The organism is Kitasatospora sp. NPDC097605, assembly GCF_040302725.1.
GTDB lineage: Bacteria > Actinomycetota > Actinomycetes > Streptomycetales > Streptomycetaceae > Kitasatospora.
Genome location: NZ_JBEOSF010000040.1, coordinates 67,991 through 84,936, shown reverse-complemented (window position 1 = coordinate 84,936; position 16,946 = coordinate 67,991). Strand labels below are relative to the sequence as shown.

Sequence of the window (16,946 nt, the reverse complement as noted above, 5' to 3'; positions counted from 1 at the left end):
GTGTTGGGTTTGGGGTGGGGGCGTTCGCGCCGCCCCGCCCCCCCCCCCCCCGCCCGCCCCCGGGCCCCCGCCCCGCGGCCGGGCCCCCCCCCCGCTTCTCCGTGCGGACGCCGGGGGCGGGCGCCCGCGCACGGGACCGGTCAGACGGCCACGGGGGCGGCGCCGTTGACCAGGTCGACGAACTGGCGCGGGGTCTCCGCGGTGCCGGCGAGGTCGTCGGCGAGCTTCACGCCGTACTCGCGCTCGACGCGGGCGACGGCCTCCAGCAGCGCGAGGGAGTCGTAGCCGAGCTCCTCGAACGGGGTGTCGGCGATGTCGCCGTCGAGGTCGACCGCCTCGTCCTCGCCCGCGCACTCGCGCATGATCCGGGTCAGGTCCTCGATGGTGATGCGGCTCATGGGTCTGCTCGCTCTCTGCTCGGTGGTGCTCGACGTGCTCGGTGGGAAGGAGGGGAGGAAGGGGTCCGCGGTCACCAGTCGCAGGCGCGGACGACCATCGCGGAGTTGAAGCCGTGCCGGCCGCGGGCCAGCACCAGCGCGGCCTTCACCGGCATGGACCGGGCCTCGCCGAGGACGAGGTCCAGGCCGTACCGCGGGTTGGTGAGGTTGACGGTGGGCGGCACCAGGCCGTCCCGGATGGACAGCAGCGCGGCGGCCACGTCCAGCGGGGCGGCGCCGGCGCCGAGCCGGCCGGTCATGGTCTTCGGCGCGGTGACGGCGACGCCGCCGGTGCCGAAGACCTCGTTGAGGGCGGCCGCCTCGTCGGCGTCCTCCTCAGGCCGGCCGTCCGCGTCGGCGAAGACCACGTCGATCCGCCCGGGCTCCAGTCCGGCGTCGGCCAGCGCGAGCCGGATCGCCCGGGCCAGGCCGCGCGGGCGGTCGCTGCCCTTGGGCGGGTCGAAGGTGGAGCCGTACCCGGCGATCTCACCGTACGGGCGGCCGACGCCGCGGGCCCGGGCCGACTCGGCGTCCTCGGCGATCAGGATCGCACCGCCCTCGCCGGCCACGTAGCCGCTGGCGGACTCGTCGAACGGCAGGTAGGCGCGGTCCGCCTCGGCGACGGTGGTCATCTCCCCGGTGCCCATCCGGGGCGTCCAGGCGTACGGGCAGAGCGCGCTGTCCACCCCGCCGGTGACCATCATCGGGTGGCCCTTGCGGATGCCCCGGCGGGCGTGCGCCATCGCGTCCAGGCCGCCGGCCTGGTCCGAGACCAGGACGCCGGAGGGGCCGCGCAGGTCGTTGCGGATGGAGATCTGACCGGTGTTCACCGCGTAGAACCAGGCGAAGGACTGGTAGGCGCTGACGAAGCCCGGGCCCTGGCTCCACAGGTGCTGGAGCTCGCGCTGGCCGAACTCGAAGCCGCCGAGGGTGGCCGAGGTGACCACGCCGGCCTGGTACTCGCCGAGCGCGGCCGGGTCGGCGTCGGCGTCCTTCAGCGCCCAGTCGGCGGCGGCCAGCGCCAGCCGGGTCATGTGGTCGGTCTGCGGCAGCAGCCGGCTCGGCAGGTGCTCGGCCGGCTCGAAGCCCGGTACCTCGCCGGCCAGCCGGACGGGGTACGCGGAGGCGTCGAAGCGGGTCAGCTCGGCGATGCCGCTGGTCCCGGCCAGGGTGGCCGACCAGTAGGCCTCGGTGCCGAGGCCGTTCGGCGCGACGACGCCGATGCCGGTGATCACGGTCGTGCTCATGCGGCCACCGCCCCGGGGCCGGCGAGCACCATCGCGCTCTGGAAGCCGCCGAAGCCGCTGCCCACGGTGAGCGCGACATCGGTGCGGTGGTCCCGGGCGGTCAGCGGCACGTAGTCCAGGTCGCACTGCGGATCGGGTTGGTGCAGATTGGCCGTGGGCGGTACCACGTTGTGCTCGATGGCGAGCGCGCAGGCCGCGATCTCGATCGAGCCGATCGCGCCGAGCGAGTGCCCGATCATCGACTTGATGGAGGAGACCGGGGTCCGGTACGCGTGGTCGCCGAGCGCCCGCTTGAACGCGGCGGTCTCGTGCCGGTCGTTCTGCTTGGTGCTCGACCCGTGGGCGTTGATGTAGTCGATCCGGTCGCCGTCCATCCGCGCCTCGTCCAGGGCGACCCGGATGGCCTCGGCCATCTCCCGGCCGTCCGGGCGCAGGCCGGTCATGGTGAACGCGTTGGAGCGGGTGGCGTACCCGCCGATCACCGCGTACACATGGGCGCCGCGCCTGCGGGCGTGCTCCAGCTCCTCCAGGACGAAGACCGCGGCGCCCTCGGCCAGCACCAGCCCGTTGCGGCTGATGTCGAACGGCCGGGAGGCGTGCTCGGGGTCGTCGTTGCGGGGCGTGGTCGCCTTGATGACGTCGAAGCAGGCCACCGAGATCGGCGAGATCGGCGCCTCGGTGCCGCCGGCCACCATGACGTCCACACCGCCCTCGCGGATCAGGTCGGCGGCGTAGCCGACCGAGTCCAGCCCGGAGGTGCAGCCGGTGGAGATCATCGCCGCCGGTCCCTCGGCCGCGACGTCCCAGGCGAGTTCGGCCGCCATCGAGCTGGGCGCCAGGTAGTCGAACAGGTACGGCACGGTGTAGCGGTGGTCGACCTCCCAGTGCCGGCCGCCGTCGCTGGTGACGACGTACTCCTGCTCCAGCTTGGTCGGGCAGCCGACGGCGTTGCCGAGCGAGACGCCGATCCGGTGGGGGTCGAGCCCCTGGACCTCAAGCCCGCTGTCGGCGATCGCCTCGCGGGCCGAAACCAGGGCGAACTGCCCGGCCCGGTCGAGCCGGCGGATCTCCCGCGGGGACAGTCCGTGCGCGGCCGGGTCGAAGTCGCATTCGGCGGCGACCCGGGAACGGAAGGGTGAGGCATCGAATGAAGAGATGGTGCGCGTCGCGGTCCGGCCGTCGGTGAGCAGCTGCCAGAACGCCTTTGTTCCGACCCCACCCGGCGCCACCACGCCTATTCCCGTTATTGCCACTTTCCTGGTCAAGTTCCCCGCACTCCTCCACCTGGACATTGTCGCGTACATGCAACCGCGACCCCCCGGCACCGGACGCTCCGTGCCGACTCCAGCAAGCCTGCGATCGACACCTAGAGCACCACTGGAGACCGGCTGGAAGGAGGATTCGGGAAATTCGCGACGGCTCCGACATGTCCAAGAATTAACCTTTTCGCCGCCTCGTGATCGAGATCACATAAGGAGCGACCGCCTCCGGAAGCCGCCTAACGTACGCTGGTTAACCAATCCGGATTTCGAGACTCCGCCCCATCTTTGCCGCATGCTCGACGGCACGGCGGCGGCCCGCCCGGATATTTCGGGGGCATGGCGGGGAATTTGATTTTTTAACAGTTCCACGGGGGAAAACAATGGATATCCGCGTTCTTGGGCCACTGGCCGTCAAGACCGACGAGTCAGCCTTCGACCAGGTGGCGCCGAAGCCACGCAAACTGCTCGCGCTCCTGCTCGCCCACGGCGGCCAGATCGTCCCGCTCTCGGCCCTGATGGCCGAGCTGTGGGGCAGCGAACCGCCGGTCAGCGCGATGACCACCCTGCAGACCTATGTGCTCCAGCTGCGCAAGGCACTGGTGACGGCGCTCGGCCTCGCCGACCACACCATGGCCAAGGAGGTCCTGGTCACCCGGGCCGGCGGCTACCTCTTCCAGACCGGCGGGCGCAGCCTCGACCTGGAGGTCTTCCAGACGCTCACCACCCGCGGCCGCCGCCTGCTCGCCGAGGGGCGCGAGCACGAGGCCGCCGCCGTCCTCGACCAGGCGCTCGCCCTGTGGCGCGGCCCGGCCTTCGCCGACGTCAGCGTCGGCCGGCTGCTGGAGGCCGAACGGGCCAGGCTGGACGAGTGCCGGCTGGCCGCGGTCGAGCACCGGGTCGAGGCCTACCTGCGCCTCGGCCGCCACCACGAGGTCCTCGGCGACCTGGCCGCGCTGTCGATCAGCCACCCGTACCACGAGAGCCTCCAGGCCCAGTACATGCTGGCGCTCTACCGGGCGGGCAGACGACCGCTCGCCCTGGACGTCTACCGCCGGCTGCGCACCACCCTGGTGGACGAGATCGGCCTCGAACCGTCCCCCCGGGTGCGCACCCTCCAGCAGGCGATCCTCACCTCCGACCCGACGCTCGACCAGGCCCCGGGCCGCGGGGACCTCTCCCTGTACCGGGTCCCGGCCCAGGCGGTGCCCACCGTCCCGGTCCGCGCCTGACCGCGGCCCCTCGACCGACGAGACCCTGGAGTAGCACCGTGGCACATCCCGTCCCGCCCGCTCCCGGCCAGGTTCAGCTGCTGACCCCGGACGGCCGCCTCGTGGCCCATCCCGACTACCGGCTCGACGCCGGGCCCGACCTGCTGCGCGCGCTCTACCGCGACATGGTGACCGCCCGGCGGATCGACGCCGAGGGCATCACCCTCCAGCGCCAGGGCGAACTGGCCCTCTGGCCCTCGCTGCTCGGCCAGGAGGCCGCCCAGATCGGCGCCGCCCACGCGCTCGCCGCCGACGACCACGTCTTCCCGAGCTACCGCGACCACGGCCTCGCGCTCTGCCGGGGACTCGACCCGCGGAAGCTGTTCGCCCTGTTCCGGGGCGTCAGCAACGGCGGGTGGGACTCGGCCGAGCACAACTTCCACCTCTACACCCTGGTGATCGGCTCCCAGACGCTGCACGCCACCGGCTACGCGATGGGCGCCGCCATGGAGGACGCCGGCAGCGCCGTGCTGGTCTGCTTCGGCGACGGCGCGACCAGCCAGGGCGACGTCAGCGAGGCGTTCAACTTCGCCGCCGTCTACGACGCCCCGGTGGTCTTCTTCTGCCAGAACAACCAGTGGGCGATCTCCGAGCCCAACGACCGGCAGACCAGGGTGCCGATCCACCGGCGGGCGGCCGGCTTCGGCTTCCCGGGCGTGCGGGTCGACGGCAACGACGTGCTCGCCTGCCTCGCCGTCACCCGGGCCGCCCTGGAGCGGGCCCGGACCGGCCAGGGCCCGATGCTGATCGAGGCCTACACCTACCGGATGGGCGCCCACACCACCTCCGACGACCCCACCCGCTACCGGGACGCCGCCGAGGTCGAGGAGTGGACCCGGCGCGACCCGATCGCCCGGCTCCGCGCCCACCTGGAGCGCGAGGGCCTCGCCGACGAGGGCTTCCTGGCCGGCGTCGACGAGGCCGCCGAAGCGGCCGCGCTGCGGGTGCGCCGGGAGGTCCGCACCATGGCCGACCCGGAACCGGAGGCCATCTTCGACCACATCCACGCGGACGGACACGCGCTCGTCGACGAGGAGCGCGCCGAGTTCCGCGCCTACCAGGCGTCGTTCGCCGGAGCGGAGAACCGCTGACATGGCCGTCATGACACCCGCCACCGCGGGCACCGGCACCGACCCGGACCGGACGCCGGCCACGCTGAGCCTCGGCCGGGCGATCAACACCGCCCTGCGGCACGCCATGGAGGCGGACCCCAAGGTCGTCCTGATGGGCGAGGACATCGGCCGGCTCGGCGGCGTCTTCCGGATCACCGAGGGCCTGCACAAGGACTTCGGCGACCGCCGGGTGCTGGACACCCCGCTCGCCGAGTCCGGCATCGTCGGCACCGCGATCGGGCTGGCCCTGCGCGGCTGGCGCCCGGTCCTGGAGATCCAGTTCGACGGCTTCGTCTTCCCCGCCTACGACCAGATCGTCACCCAGCTCGCCAAGCTCCGGGCCCGTTCGGAGGGCGCGCTGGCGCTGCCGGTGGTGATCCGGATCCCGTACGGCGGCGGCATCGGCGCGGTGGAGCACCACAGCGAGTCCCCCGAGGCGCTGTTCGCGCACGTCGCCGGGCTCAAGGTGGTCTCCCCGTCGACCCCCGAGGACGCCTACTGGATGCTCCGCCAGGCGATCGCCGGGAACGACCCGGTGATCTACTTCGAGCCGAAGCGCCGGTACTACCAGCAGGGCCCGGTGGACACCGCCGCCCCGCCGCACCCGCTGCACACGGCCGTCGTCCGCCGCCCCGGCCGGGACATCACCCTGGCCGGGTACGGCCCGACCGTCGGCACCTGCCTGGCGGCGGCCGAGGAGGCGGCGGCGGAGGGGCGGAACGTCGAGGTGGTGGACCTGCGCTCGGTCTCCCCGCTGGACACCGGCACGCTCGCCGAGTCGGTCCGGCGCACCGGCCGGCTGGTGGTCGTGCACGAGGCGCCGGTCTTCTTCGGGGCCGGCGCGGAGATCGCCGCCCGGATCACCCGGGACTGCTTCTACCACCTCCAGGCGCCCGTGCTGCGGGTCGGCGGCTACCACGCGCCGTACCCGCCGGCCCGGTTGGAGGAGGAGTACCTGCCGACGCTGGACCGCGTCCTCGACGCGATCGACCAGTCCCTCTCCTTCTGACCCCTCATCCGAGCACCCGAGGAACCCGTGACCAGCCGCATTCGAGAGTTCGTCCTGCCCGACGTGGGCGAGGGGCTGACCGACGCACAGATCCTCCAGTGGCACGTCTCGCCCGGCAGCCCGGTGCACGACGGGATGGTGGTCTGCGAGGTGGAGACCGCCAAGGCCGCCGTCGAGCTGCCGATCCCGTACGACGGGGTGGTGCACGAGCTGCGCTTCCCCGAGGGCACGACGGTGGACGTCGGCGCGGTGATCATCACCGTGGACACCGGCGCCGGCCCGGAGGCCGCCGCGCCCGCCGCCGGGCCGCCCGCCCGGCAGCCCAACCTGGTCGGCTACGGCGCCGCCGAGCCGGCCCGCCGCCGCCCGCGCGCCGCGGCGGCCGCCCCGGCCGCGCCGCCGGCCCTGCCGCTCGCCAAGCCGCCGGTCCGCAAGCTGGCCCGGGACCACGGCGTGGACCTCGCCGCCGTCCCGCCCAGCGGCCCGGACGGCGTGATCACCCGGGAGGACGTGCTCGCCGCCGTCCGTCCCGCCGCCCCGGCGCCCGCCCCGGTCTCCGTCCCCGCGCCCGTCCCGGCGGACGGCCCGCAGGACCGCCGGATCCCGGTCGAGGGCGTCCGCCGGGCCACCGCGCGGGCGATGGTGGCCAGCGCCTTCACCGCCCCGCACGCCACCGAGTTCGTCACCGTCGACGTCACCCGGACGATGCGGCTGGTCCGGACGCTGCGCGAGGACCCCGAGCTGTCCGGCGTCCGGGTCAACGTCCTGCTGCTGGTCTGCCGGGCCCTGCTCGCCGCGGTCGCCCGGCACCCGGAGATCAACGCCTCCTGGGACGAGGAGGCGCAGGAGATCATCCAGTACGGCCGGATCAACCTGGGCATCGCCGCGGCCACCCCGCGCGGACTGCTGGTGCCGAACATCAAGGACGCCGGCCGGCTGACCCTGCGCCGGCTGGCCGAGGAGCTGGACGCGCTGGTCTCCACCGCCCGGGCCGGCCGCACCACGCCCGCCGCGCTGGCCGGCGGCACCGTGACGATCACCAACATCGGCACCTTCGGCGTCGACACCGGCACGCCGGTCCTCAATCCCGGGGAGGCCGCGATCCTGGCCTTCGGCGCGGTCCGGGAGCGCCCCTGGGTGCACAAGGGCGAGGTCCGGCCCCGGCAGGTCACCACCCTCGCGCTCTCCTTCGACCACCGGCTGGTCGACGGCGAGCTCGGTTCACGGATGCTGGCCGACACCGCCCGGCTGCTGGAGGACCCGCGCCGGTTGCTCGCCCGGTCCTGACGCGCGGGGGCCGGCCCCGTGACGGGGCCGGCCCTCCACCGCGCTCAGGCCGCGGTGAGCCCCGCGACCAGCTGGTCGGCCGCGCCGTACGGGTCCAGCCCGCCGGCCACCACCCGCTCGGCCAGGGCGGCCAGGTGCCGGTCGCCGTGCAGGTCGCCGATCCGGGCGCGCAGCGCGGCCAGCGCGATCGCCTCGATCTCGTCGGCGGCCCGGCGCCGGCGCCGCACGGCCAGCTCGCCGTGCTCCTCCAGCCAGGCGCGGTGCTTCTCCAGCGCCTCGACCACCTCGTCCACGCCCTCGCCCCGGGCCGCGACGGTCTTCACGATCGGCGGCCGCCAGTCCCCCGCCTCCCGGGCCTCGCCCAGGCCGAGCATGTGGTTCAGCTCCCGGGCGGTGGCGTCGGCGCCGTCCCGGTCCGCCTTGTTGACCACGAAGAGGTCGCCGATCTCCAGGATCCCGGCCTTGGCGGCCTGGATGCCGTCGCCCATCCCGGGGGCGAGCAGCACCACGGTGGTGTCGGCCTGCGCGGCGATCTCCACCTCGGACTGGCCGACGCCGACCGTCTCCACCAGGATGACGTCGCAGCCGGCCGCGTCCAGCACCCGCAGCGCCTGCGGGGCGGCCCAGGACAGGCCGCCCAGGTGGCCGCGGGTGGCCATCGAGCGGATGAACACCTCGGGGTCGGTGGCGTGGTCCTGCATCCGGACCCGGTCACCGAGCAGGGCGCCGCCGGAGAACGGCGAGGACGGGTCGACCGCCAGCACGCCCACCCGCTTGCCCAGCCGCCGGTAGGCGGAGACCAGCGCCGAGGTGGAGGTGGACTTGCCCACGCCGGGCGAGCCGGTCAGCCCGACGGTGTAGGCGCGCCCGGTGTACGGCGCCAGCGCGGCCATCACCTCGCGCAGCTCGGGCGCGGCGTTCTCGACCAGCGAGATCAGGCGGGCGACGGCCCGCGGGCGGCCCTGCCGGGCCTGCTCGACCAGGGTCGGCACATCGATCATGGGTGGCTGCTCCTTGCGCCGAGGGGCCACGGACCGCTTGTGGCGGTCCGCGGCCCCGGAGGATCGGTCGTTGCGTCGGTCGTCAGGCCCTGGGCACCCGGACGATCAGCGCGTCGCCCTGGCCGCCGCCGCCGCACAGCGCGGCCGCGCCGACGCCGCCGCCGCGGCGCTGCAGCTCCAGCGCCAGGTGCAGCACCACGCGGGCGCCGGACATGCCGATCGGGTGGCCGAGCGCGATCGCGCCGCCGTTGACGTTGACGATCTCGGAGGAGACGCCGAGGTCCTTCATCGACTGGTGGGCGACGGCGGCGAAGGCCTCGTTGATCTCGATCAGGTCGAGGTCCTCGACGGCGATGCCCTCCTTGGCGACCGCGTGCTTGATCGCGTTGGACGGCTGCGACTGCAGCGAGTTGTCCGGGCCTGCGACGTTGCCGTGCGCGCCGATCTCGGCGATCCAGCTCAGGCCCAGCTCCTCCGCCCTGGCCTTGCTCATCACGACCACGGCGGCGGCGCCGTCCGAGATCTGCGAGGAGGTGCCGGCGGTGATGGTGCCGTCCTTGGTGAACGCCGGGCGCAGCTTGGCCAGGCCCTCGGCGGTGGTGTCGGCGCGGATGCCCTCGTCCTGGCTGAACAGGACCGGCTCGCCCCGGCGCTGCGGGATCTCCACCGGGACGATCTCCGCGTCGAAGACGCCGTCGGCCTGCGCCTTGGCGGCCCGCTGGTGCGAGGCGGCGGCGATCTCGTCCTGGACCTCGCGCGGGATGCCGAGGCGGGTGTTGTGCTTCTCGGTGGACTCGCCCATCGGGATGTTCTCGTAGGCGTCGGTCAGGCCGTCGTGCGCCATCGCGTCGAGCAGCTCGATCGCGCCGTACTTGTAGCCCTCGCGGGACTTCGGCAGCAGGTGTGGGGCGTTGGTCATGGACTCCTGGCCGCCGGCCACCACGATGTCGAACTCGCCGGCCCGGATCAGCTGGTCGGCCAGCGCGATGGCGTCCAGGCCGGAGAGGCACACCTTGTTGATGGTGAGCGCCGGGACGTTCATCGGGATCCCCGCCCTGACGGCGGCCTGGCGGGCCGGGATCTGGCCGGCGCCGGCCTGCAGGACCTGGCCCATGATCACGTACTGGACCTGGTCGCCGGTGACACCGGCCCGCTCCAGCGCCGCCTTGATCGCGAAGCCGCCGAGCTCGGCACCGGAGAAGCCCTTGAGGGAGCCGAGCAGCCGTCCCATCGGGGTCCGCGCCCCGGCGACGATCACTGAGGTGGTGTTGGTCATGGGACGAGCCCCTTCGCACGTCGTGGCCAGGTGGAGGATTCCGCTCAATGTACTGACCTGTTACCCGCCCGTCACCGGACCCAAGATGTGATCGAGCGCACTGGCACCATCCAGTCAACACCGTGCCGCGCCGATCCGGGTGAACCCTGCCGCCGGCCCGTGTGAGCAGACTCGCACCTCCATCGCTGGCGCCGCCGTCCGGCATGCGCTGCACTGTTGCCGTCCTGTCGCACCCGCCCGAGACCGGAGGACCCCCCGTGCTCACCCGCATCGACCACATCGGCATCGCCTGCCGCGACCTCGACAAGACGGTCGAGTTCTACCGCGCCACCTACGGCTTCGAGGTGTTCCACAGCGAGGTCAACGAGGAGCAGGGCGTCCGCGAGGCCATGCTCAAGATCAACGACACCGGCGACGGCGGCGCCTCCTACCTCCAGCTGCTGGAGCCGATCCGCGAGGACTCCCCGGTCGGCAAGTGGCTGGCGAAGAACGGCGAGGGCGTCCACCACATCGCCTTCGGCACCGCCGACGTCGACACCGACTCCGAGGAGATCCGGGCCAAGGGCGTGCGGGTCCTCTACGAGCAGCCGCGCACCGGCTCGATGGGCTCGCGGATCACCTTCCTGCACCCCAAGGACTGCGGCGGGGTGCTGACCGAGCTGGTCACCGCCGCTGGGCCCGACGCCCACTGAGGTCCGCCCGCCTTCCCCCTCCGGCGCGGGGCGGCATCCGGCCCGTCCGCCGCCCCGCCACCCTCATGACCCGTCAGTAACCTCACCGGCCAACCCGGAAAACCCCCACGCGACCATTCCCCCGCAAGACGCTCCCACTACAATGCCCAGGTGCGCGAAGACCCCGGGGGACGGGGACGACGGGCACGGCCGAAGACAGGCCCGTCCGCCCCGGTGGGAGGCCCGTCGCAGGGGAGTCCATTACGCGGGCACGGCTGAACAGTCGCAAGACGGATCTGTCACCATTCTCCACAAGGCAAGAGTTCGCCCAGGAGTCCACCCGGACGGGGGAATGCGGATCGACCGCGCTCCCACGCCCCGGACTCCGCCGACCGCGGCGGGCGTCCCCGGCTAGGCGGGGGTGTCCGGACGGCCGCGGATGCAAGGACCAGTCGGACCGTGCCCGGACAACGGGAGCGCGGACCGGCCGGGTCGAGGACGCGACCAGGAGATGGATGGGACCGCGGAGTGCGGGGCTACGACCGCTACGAGGTTGACGATCACCTCTCCCAGTTCGAGGCCGAGATGGATCGGACTCGCAAGGAGCGGGACAAGTCAGTCGAGCATGCCGAGGACCTCGCCTACCAGGTGGAGGTGCTCCGGGCCAAGCTGCACGAGTCCCGCCGCATGCTCGCCCAGCCGCGCGCCTTCGACGCCGTGTCCGGCCAGGCGGAGCAGATGCTCCGCACCGCCGAGATGCAGGCCCAGCAGCTGCGCGCCGACGCCGAGCGCCAGCTGCGCGACTCGCAGGCCGCCACCCAGCGGATGATGGCGGAGGCCGCCGAACGCACCGCCCGGCTGGAGGCCGAGCTGGCCGCCCGCCGCCGCCAGCTGGAGGAGGAGCTCGCGGAGCTGCGGCGCAGCGCCGAGCAGCACGTCAACGAGAACGTCAACTGGGCCGAGCAGACCCGGGCCGGCACCGAGCAGGAGGCCCAGCGCCTGCTCCAGGAGGCGCGCGCCGAGTCCGACCGGATGATGGCCGCCGCCCGCGCCGAGGCCGCCGCGCTGTCCGACCAGGCCCGCGCGCAGACCGCCGCCGACGTCGACGCCGCCCGCGGCGAGGCCCAGGCCGCCGCCGAGGCCGCCCTCCAGCGCGCCCAGAGCGACGCCGAACGGCTGCTGCGGGCCGCCTCCGAGCAGGCCCAGCAGGCCGGTGCCCAGGCCGCCGCCGACGTGGACGCCGCCCGTGGCGAGGCCCAGCAGCAGCTGGCCGCCGCGCACGCCGCCGCCGAGCAGCAGCTGGCCGCCGCCCGGGCCGAGATCGGCCGGCTCAAGGAGACCGCCGCCGCCGAGCAGGCCCGCGCCCGGCAGGAGCTGGACCACGCCCAGGCGGAGATAGCACGGCTGCGCGCCGAGGCCGTCGCCGAGGCCGAGCGGGCCCGCCAGGAGGCCGCCGAGCTGCGCGCCCGGGCCGAGGCCGCCGCCGAGCAGCTGCAGGCCGACGCCGAGGCCGCCGCCGAGCGGAGGGTCGCCGACGGCGAGGCCGCCAGCGAGCAGCGCTCGCAGACCGCCCGGGCCGAGGTGGCCCGGATGGTCGCCCAGGCCACCAAGGAGGCCGACGCGATCCGCGCCGAGGCCGCCACCAAGCAGGCCGAGGCGGAGGCCGCCAAGGCCGCCGCCGCCGAGGAGAGCGAGCGGCTGCGCGCCACCGCCGAGTCGGTGGCCGGTCAGCTGCGCGCCGAGGCCGAGGCCGCGATCGCCGAGCTGCGCGCCCAGGCCGACCGGGACGTCGCCGAGCTGCGGGCGCAGGCCGAGGCCGCCGCCGAGCAGCTGCGCGGCGAGGCCGAGGAGGCCGGCCGGGCCGCCGGCGCCAAGGACGCCGCCGCCCATCTGGCCAAGGCCGCCAAGAGCGCCGAGGAGATGCTGGACCGGGCCGGCCGGGACGCCGAGGCCGCCCGCGCCGGCGCCACCGCCGAGGCCGAGCGGATCCGCACCGAGGCCGCCGCCGAGGCGGAGCGGCTGCGCGAGCAGGCGCAGGCCGCCGTCGAGGCCGCCCAGAACGCCGCCCTGGACGACGCCGCCGCGGTCCGCGAGCGGATCCAGGAGATGCAGGACGAGGCCGCCCGGCTGCGCGCCGAGGCGGAGGAGCTGCGCTCGCAGGCGGCCGCCGAGGCCGAGCGGGTGCGCGGCGAGGCCCGCCGGCAGGCGGTGGTCCAGATCGAGGAGTCGGCGAAGAGCGCCGAGGAGCTGCTGACCAAGGCCAAGGCCGACGCGGACGAGCTGCGCGCGGGCGCCGCCGCCGAGATCGAGCGACTGCGCGAGCAGGCCAAGGAGCAGGCCGCGGAGACCCAGGGCCGGGCCGAGCAGACCCTGGAGCGGGCCCGCGCCGAGGCCGCCAAGACCACCGCGGCCGCCGAGCAGCAGGGCCGGGACGCGCTCACCGCCGCCAAGGCCGCGGCCGCCGAGAACCGGGCCGCCGCAGAGCGCGAGACCGTCGAACTGCGCCGCGAGGCAACCGAGTTCGACCAGCGGGTGCGTGCCGGGGCGAGCGCCGCCGCCGAGGCGCTGCGGGCCGACGCGCAGGCCGAGGCGAACGCCGTGCGCGACGCCGCGGTGGCCGACGCCGAGCGGGTGCGCACCGAGGCCGACACCGAGGCCGCGCGGGCCCGGGCCGAGGCCGAGGCCGCCGCCGAGGCGCTGCGCGAGGAGAGCCGGCGCGAACGGGAGGAGGCCTCCGCCGGGCTGCTCCGGGAGCGCGAGGAGACCGCCGAGCTGCTGTCCGCCGCCGCGGCCGCCCGCGAGCAGTCCGAGACCGCCGCGGCGGAGCTGACGGAGCGCACCGCCGCCGAGGCCGCCGCCGTCCGCGAGGCCGCCGACGCCCACGCCGAACGCGTCCGCACCGAAGCCGAAACCGCCGCGGCCGAACTCACCGAACGCACCGCCACCGAGACCGCCCGCCTCCAGGCCGAGGCCGAACGCGCCCTCGAAACCGCCGAGACCACCGCCGAACAGCGCCGCACCGAAGCCGAGACCGCCGCGGCCGAGCTCACCGAGCGCACCGCCGCCGAGGCCGCCGCCGTCCGCGAGGCCGCCGACGCCCACGCCGAACGCGTCCGCACCGAAGCCGAAACCGCCGCGGCCGAACTCACCGAACGCACCGCCACCGAGACCGCCCGCCTCCAGGCCGAGGCCGAACGCGCCCTCGAAACCGCCGAGACCACCGCCGAACAGCGCCGCACCGAAGCCGAAACCGCCGCAGCGGAACTCACCGAGCGCACCGCCGCCGAGGCCGCCGCCGTCCGCGAGGCCGCCGACGCCCACGCCGAACGCGTCCGCACCGAAGCCGAAACCGCCGCCAAGAAGCTCCGCGAGCGGGGCACGGCCGAGCTGGCGCTCGCCGAGGAGCAGGCCGAGACGGTCCGCGCCGAGGCCGGCCGCGAGCTGTCCGAGGCCCGCGCCACCGCCGCCGCGATCCGCACCGAGGCCGGCGAGGAGCTGGAGCAGGCCCGGCGCGACGGCGAGGAGCTCGTCGAGGCCGGCCGGACCGAGGCCGCCGCCCTGGTCGAGGCCGCCGAGGAGGAGGCCGCCGAGGTCCGCCAGTCGGTGGCCGGGCTGCACGAGACCGCCTCCCAGCAGATCGCCGAGCTGCGGGCCGCCGCCGAGCGGGACACCGAGGAGCTGCGCGAGCAGGCCGAGCGGGCCGCCGCCGAGGTGCGCGACACCGCCGACCGGGAGACCACCGAGCTGCGGGCGCTCGCCGACCGCGAGACGGCCGAACTGCGCGCGCTCGCCGAGCAGGAGACCGCCGAGCTGCGGGCCGCCGCCGAGCACGAGGTGGCCCGGCTGCGCGAGACCGCCGAGCACGAGACCGCCGACCTGCGCGCCCGGACCGCCGCCGAGACGGCCGCCCTGCGCGAGCAGACCGAACTGGAGCTGGCCGCCGACCACGAGGCCGCCGAGCTGGAGCTGGCCCGGCTGCGCGCCGAGGCGCAGGCCTACGACGAGCAGCTGCGCGCCGAGGCCGAGGACACCCTGCGCGCCGCCCAGGAGGCCGCCGACCAGCAGCGCGCCGAGTCCGAGCAGCTGGCCGCCCGGACGGTGGCCGCCGGCGAGGAGCGGGCCGCCGCCACCGTCGCCGAGGCGGAGGAGTTCGCCGCCGCGCTGCGCGCCGAGGCCGAGGAGTACGCGCTCGCCACCCGCACCCTCGCCGACGAGTACGACACGGCCACCCACGGCCGCGCCGACGCCTACGACGCCGAGGTCCGCGAGGCCGCCGAGCAGTTCGACAAGTCCACCCGCGAGCGGGCCAAGTCCGTGCTGGAGAAGGCCTTCGCGGACGCCGAGGCGCTCGGCGAGGACGCCCGGACCACCGCGCTGGCCACCACCGCCGCCGCCGAGGAGCAGGCCGACGCGATGGTCGCCGCCGCCCGCAAGGAGGCCGACCGGCTGGTCGCGGCCGGCGAGGCCGCCGGGCAGGAGGCCGTCGAGAAGGGCCGTGCCGACGCCGACGCGCTGCTCTCCGAGGCCCGCCGGGACGCCACCGCGATCCGCGAGCGCGCGGAGGAGCTGCGCGAGCGCACCGACGCCGAGGTGGAGGCCCTGCACGAGCGCGCCCGCAAGGAGAACGCGCAGGCCATGAAGTCGGCCGGCGAGCGGGTGGACGCGCTGGTGACGGCCGCCCAGGAGCAGCTGACCGAGGCCGAGGAGCAGGCGGTGGCCACCGTCGCCGAGGCCGAGGACCGGGCCGCGGCGCTGGTCGCGGCCGCCGAGGACCGGGCCAACGAGCTCACCTCGGAGGCGTCCGCCGAGGCCAGCAAGGTCCGGCTGTCGGCCGTCCGCAAGGCCGAGGGCCTGCTGAAGGAGGCCGAGACCAAGCTCGCCAGCTCGACCGACCGCGCCGAGGCCCTGATCATCAAGGCCGAGGCCAAGCTGAAGTCCGCTCAGGACGAGGCGGAGGAGCGGCTGGAGACGGCGTCGGCCGAGGCCGAGAAGCGGGTGCGGGCCGCCGACCGGGCCGCCGACGAGCAGATCGAACTGGCGAAGGCGGAGGCCGAGCGACTGCTCGCCGAGGCGCGGGCCGAGGCGAAGCGGGCCACCGACGAGGGCCGGCGCGAGCTGGACGAACTGGTGCGCCGTCGCAAGGACATCAACACCGAGATCTCCAGGGTGCAGGACGTGCTGTCCGCCCTGGAGGCCTTCGAGGCGCCGTCACCGGTCGCACAGGCCAACGGGGGAAGCAGCGGCAAGAAGGACGGGGGTGCCAAGGCTGGTGCCGGAATTGGCTCCCCCCGGTCGGGTGGCAATCGCTCCAAGAACGCACCACCCGATTGAGCGGACATTGTCCGCGGGACAACGGCGTTTCGTCGCCGACACTCCGGTACCGTGTCAGGATTCCCTCAACCACCTCAGCGGTTTGACGACAGGAAGCCCAGAACCCCATGAGCGACAGTCACTCCCCTCACGGCTTCGACCTGGTGCGCCGTGGGTACGAGCGCGCCCAGGTCGACGAGCGGATCACCAAGCTGGTGGCCGACCGTGACAGTGCCTTGACCCGGATCAGCGCCCTCGAGAAGCGCATCGAGGAGCTCCACCTGGAGACCCAGACCGCCCAGGCGGCGGTCGCCGAGTCGGAGCCCTCGTACGCCGGCCTCGGCGCCCGGGTCGAGAAGATCCTGCGGCTCGCCGAGGAGGAGGCCAAGGACCTGCGCGAGGAGGCCAACCGCGCCGCCGAGCAGCACCGCGAGCTCGCCGAGGCGGCCGCCCAGCAGGTCCGCACCGAGGCCGAGAACTACGCCAAGGACCGCAAGGCCAAGGCGGAGGACGAGGGCCTGCGGATCGTCGACAAGGCCAAGAGCGACTCCGCCCAGCTGCGCGCCGAGGCCAACAAGGACGCCCAGAACAAGCGCGAGGAGGCGGACGCCCTCTTCGAGGAGACCCGCACCAAGGCCGCCCAGGCCGCGCTGGAGTTCGAGACCAACCTGGCCAAGCGCCGCGAGCAGTCCGAGCGGGACCTGGCCGCCCGTCAGGCCAAGGCCGAGAAGCGGCTGGCCGAGATCGAGCACCGCGCCGAGCAGCTCCGCCTGGAGGCCGAGAAGCTGCGCACCGACGCCGAGCGCCGCGCCCGCCAGACCGTCGAGACGGCCCAGCGCCAGTCCGAGGACATCGTGGCCGACGCCAACGCCAAGGCCGACCGCATCCGCAGCGAATCCGAGCGCGAGCTGGCGGCGCTCACCAACCGCCGCGACAGCATCAACGCCCAGCTGACCAACGTCCGCGAGATGCTGGCGACGCTGACCGGCGCGGCCGTGGCCGCCGCCTCGCTGCCGAACGACGACACCATGGGCGTGCCCGCCCAGCAGTCGCGCTGACCCGGCCC

Annotated in this window: 12 protein-coding genes; 7 read left to right on the top strand and 5 right to left on the bottom strand. The window is 74.7% G+C overall.

Annotation, left to right across the window (positions count from 1 at the left end; translation table 11 throughout):
* Positions 1-140: 140 nt before the first annotated feature.
* The 3 genes from ABTX81_RS32365 to ABTX81_RS32355 form a co-directional block, all read right to left on the bottom strand.
* Positions 141-398, bottom strand: a complete 258-nt coding sequence (locus ABTX81_RS32365) for an acyl carrier protein (protein WP_350553108.1) — start codon at positions 396-398, stop codon at positions 141-143.
* 71 nt (positions 399-469) lie between these two features.
* Positions 470-1,684, bottom strand: a complete 1,215-nt coding sequence (locus tag ABTX81_RS32360; RefSeq protein WP_350553106.1) for a ketosynthase chain-length factor — start codon at positions 1,682-1,684, stop codon at positions 470-472.
* Positions 1,681-2,976: a beta-ketoacyl-[acyl-carrier-protein] synthase family protein gene (locus ABTX81_RS32355; protein WP_350553116.1), complete on the bottom strand. Its 1,296-nt coding sequence runs from the start codon at positions 2,974-2,976 to the stop codon at positions 1,681-1,683. Before ABTX81_RS32355 ends, ABTX81_RS32360 begins: the two co-directional genes overlap by 4 nt.
* 410 nt (positions 2,977-3,386) lie before the next feature.
* On the opposite strand from ABTX81_RS32355, the gene ABTX81_RS32350 reads away from it, so the two are divergent.
* The 4 genes from ABTX81_RS32350 to ABTX81_RS32335 are packed head-to-tail and all read left to right on the top strand — an operon-like array spanning position 3,387 to position 7,622.
* Positions 3,387-4,175, top strand: coding sequence for an AfsR/SARP family transcriptional regulator (locus tag ABTX81_RS32350; RefSeq protein WP_350553104.1), 789 nt, complete (start codon positions 3,387-3,389; stop codon positions 4,173-4,175).
* Positions 4,176-4,213: 38 nt separating this feature from the next.
* Positions 4,214-5,305: a pyruvate dehydrogenase (acetyl-transferring) E1 component subunit alpha gene (gene pdhA / locus ABTX81_RS32345; RefSeq protein ID WP_350553103.1), complete on the top strand. Its 1,092-nt coding sequence runs from the start codon at positions 4,214-4,216 to the stop codon at positions 5,303-5,305.
* A 10-nt stretch (positions 5,306-5,315) separates the two neighbouring features.
* Positions 5,316-6,335 (top strand): alpha-ketoacid dehydrogenase subunit beta, encoded by a 1,020-nt coding sequence (locus ABTX81_RS32340; RefSeq protein WP_350553101.1) that lies wholly within the window; start codon positions 5,316-5,318, stop codon positions 6,333-6,335.
* 27 nt (positions 6,336-6,362) lie between these two features.
* Entirely contained in the window at positions 6,363-7,622 is a 1,260-nt protein-coding gene (locus tag ABTX81_RS32335; RefSeq protein WP_350553099.1) for a dihydrolipoamide acetyltransferase family protein, read from the top strand.
* Between the two features lie 44 nt (positions 7,623-7,666).
* On the opposite strand, the gene meaB is transcribed toward ABTX81_RS32335, so the two are convergent.
* Both meaB and ABTX81_RS32325 read right to left on the bottom strand, forming a co-directional pair.
* Complete coding sequence (gene meaB, locus ABTX81_RS32330; protein WP_350553097.1) at positions 7,667-8,623, bottom strand: methylmalonyl Co-A mutase-associated GTPase MeaB; 957 nt, start codon at positions 8,621-8,623, stop codon at positions 7,667-7,669.
* An 82-nt stretch (positions 8,624-8,705) separates the two neighbouring features.
* Positions 8,706-9,899 carry an acetyl-CoA C-acetyltransferase gene (locus ABTX81_RS32325; protein WP_350553095.1) on the bottom strand — a complete coding sequence of 398 codons (1,194 nt, stop codon included), beginning with the start codon at positions 9,897-9,899 and terminating at the stop codon, positions 8,706-8,708.
* Between the two features lie 257 nt (positions 9,900-10,156).
* Here ABTX81_RS32325 and mce point away from each other — a divergent pair, with 257 nt between their 5' ends.
* From mce to ABTX81_RS32310, 3 genes are all read left to right on the top strand, one after another.
* Entirely contained in the window at positions 10,157-10,591 is a 435-nt protein-coding gene (gene mce, locus ABTX81_RS32320) for a methylmalonyl-CoA epimerase (protein WP_350553093.1), read from the top strand.
* Between the two features lie 507 nt (positions 10,592-11,098).
* Complete coding sequence (locus tag ABTX81_RS32315; RefSeq protein WP_350553091.1) at positions 11,099-15,901, top strand: polarized growth protein Scy-related protein; 4,803 nt, start codon at positions 11,099-11,101, stop codon at positions 15,899-15,901.
* 107 nt (positions 15,902-16,008) lie between these two features.
* The gene (locus tag ABTX81_RS32310; RefSeq protein WP_350553089.1) at positions 16,009-16,938 is read left to right on the top strand and encodes a coiled-coil domain-containing protein; all 930 of its coding nucleotides are present in this window, start codon (positions 16,009-16,011) and stop codon (positions 16,936-16,938) included.
* The last annotated feature ends 8 nt before the right edge of the window (positions 16,939-16,946 follow it).

Coding starts and splice junctions, on each gene's coding strand:
- ABTX81_RS32340 (WP_350553101.1), top strand. CDS start 5,316: ATGACACCCGCCACCGCGGGCACCGGCACCGACCCGGACCGGACGCCG.
- ABTX81_RS32310 (WP_350553089.1), top strand. CDS start 16,009: ATGAGCGACAGTCACTCCCCTCACGGCTTCGACCTGGTGCGCCGTGGG.
- ABTX81_RS32360 (WP_350553106.1), bottom strand. CDS start 1,684: ATGAGCACGACCGTGATCACCGGCATCGGCGTCGTCGCGCCGAACGGC.
- meaB (WP_350553097.1), bottom strand. CDS start 8,623: ATGATCGATGTGCCGACCCTGGTCGAGCAGGCCCGGCAGGGCCGCCCG.
- ABTX81_RS32325 (WP_350553095.1), bottom strand. CDS start 9,899: ATGACCAACACCACCTCAGTGATCGTCGCCGGGGCGCGGACCCCGATG.
- ABTX81_RS32355 (WP_350553116.1), bottom strand. CDS start 2,976: ATGTCCAGGTGGAGGAGTGCGGGGAACTTGACCAGGAAAGTGGCAATA.
- ABTX81_RS32365 (WP_350553108.1), bottom strand. CDS start 398: ATGAGCCGCATCACCATCGAGGACCTGACCCGGATCATGCGCGAGTGC.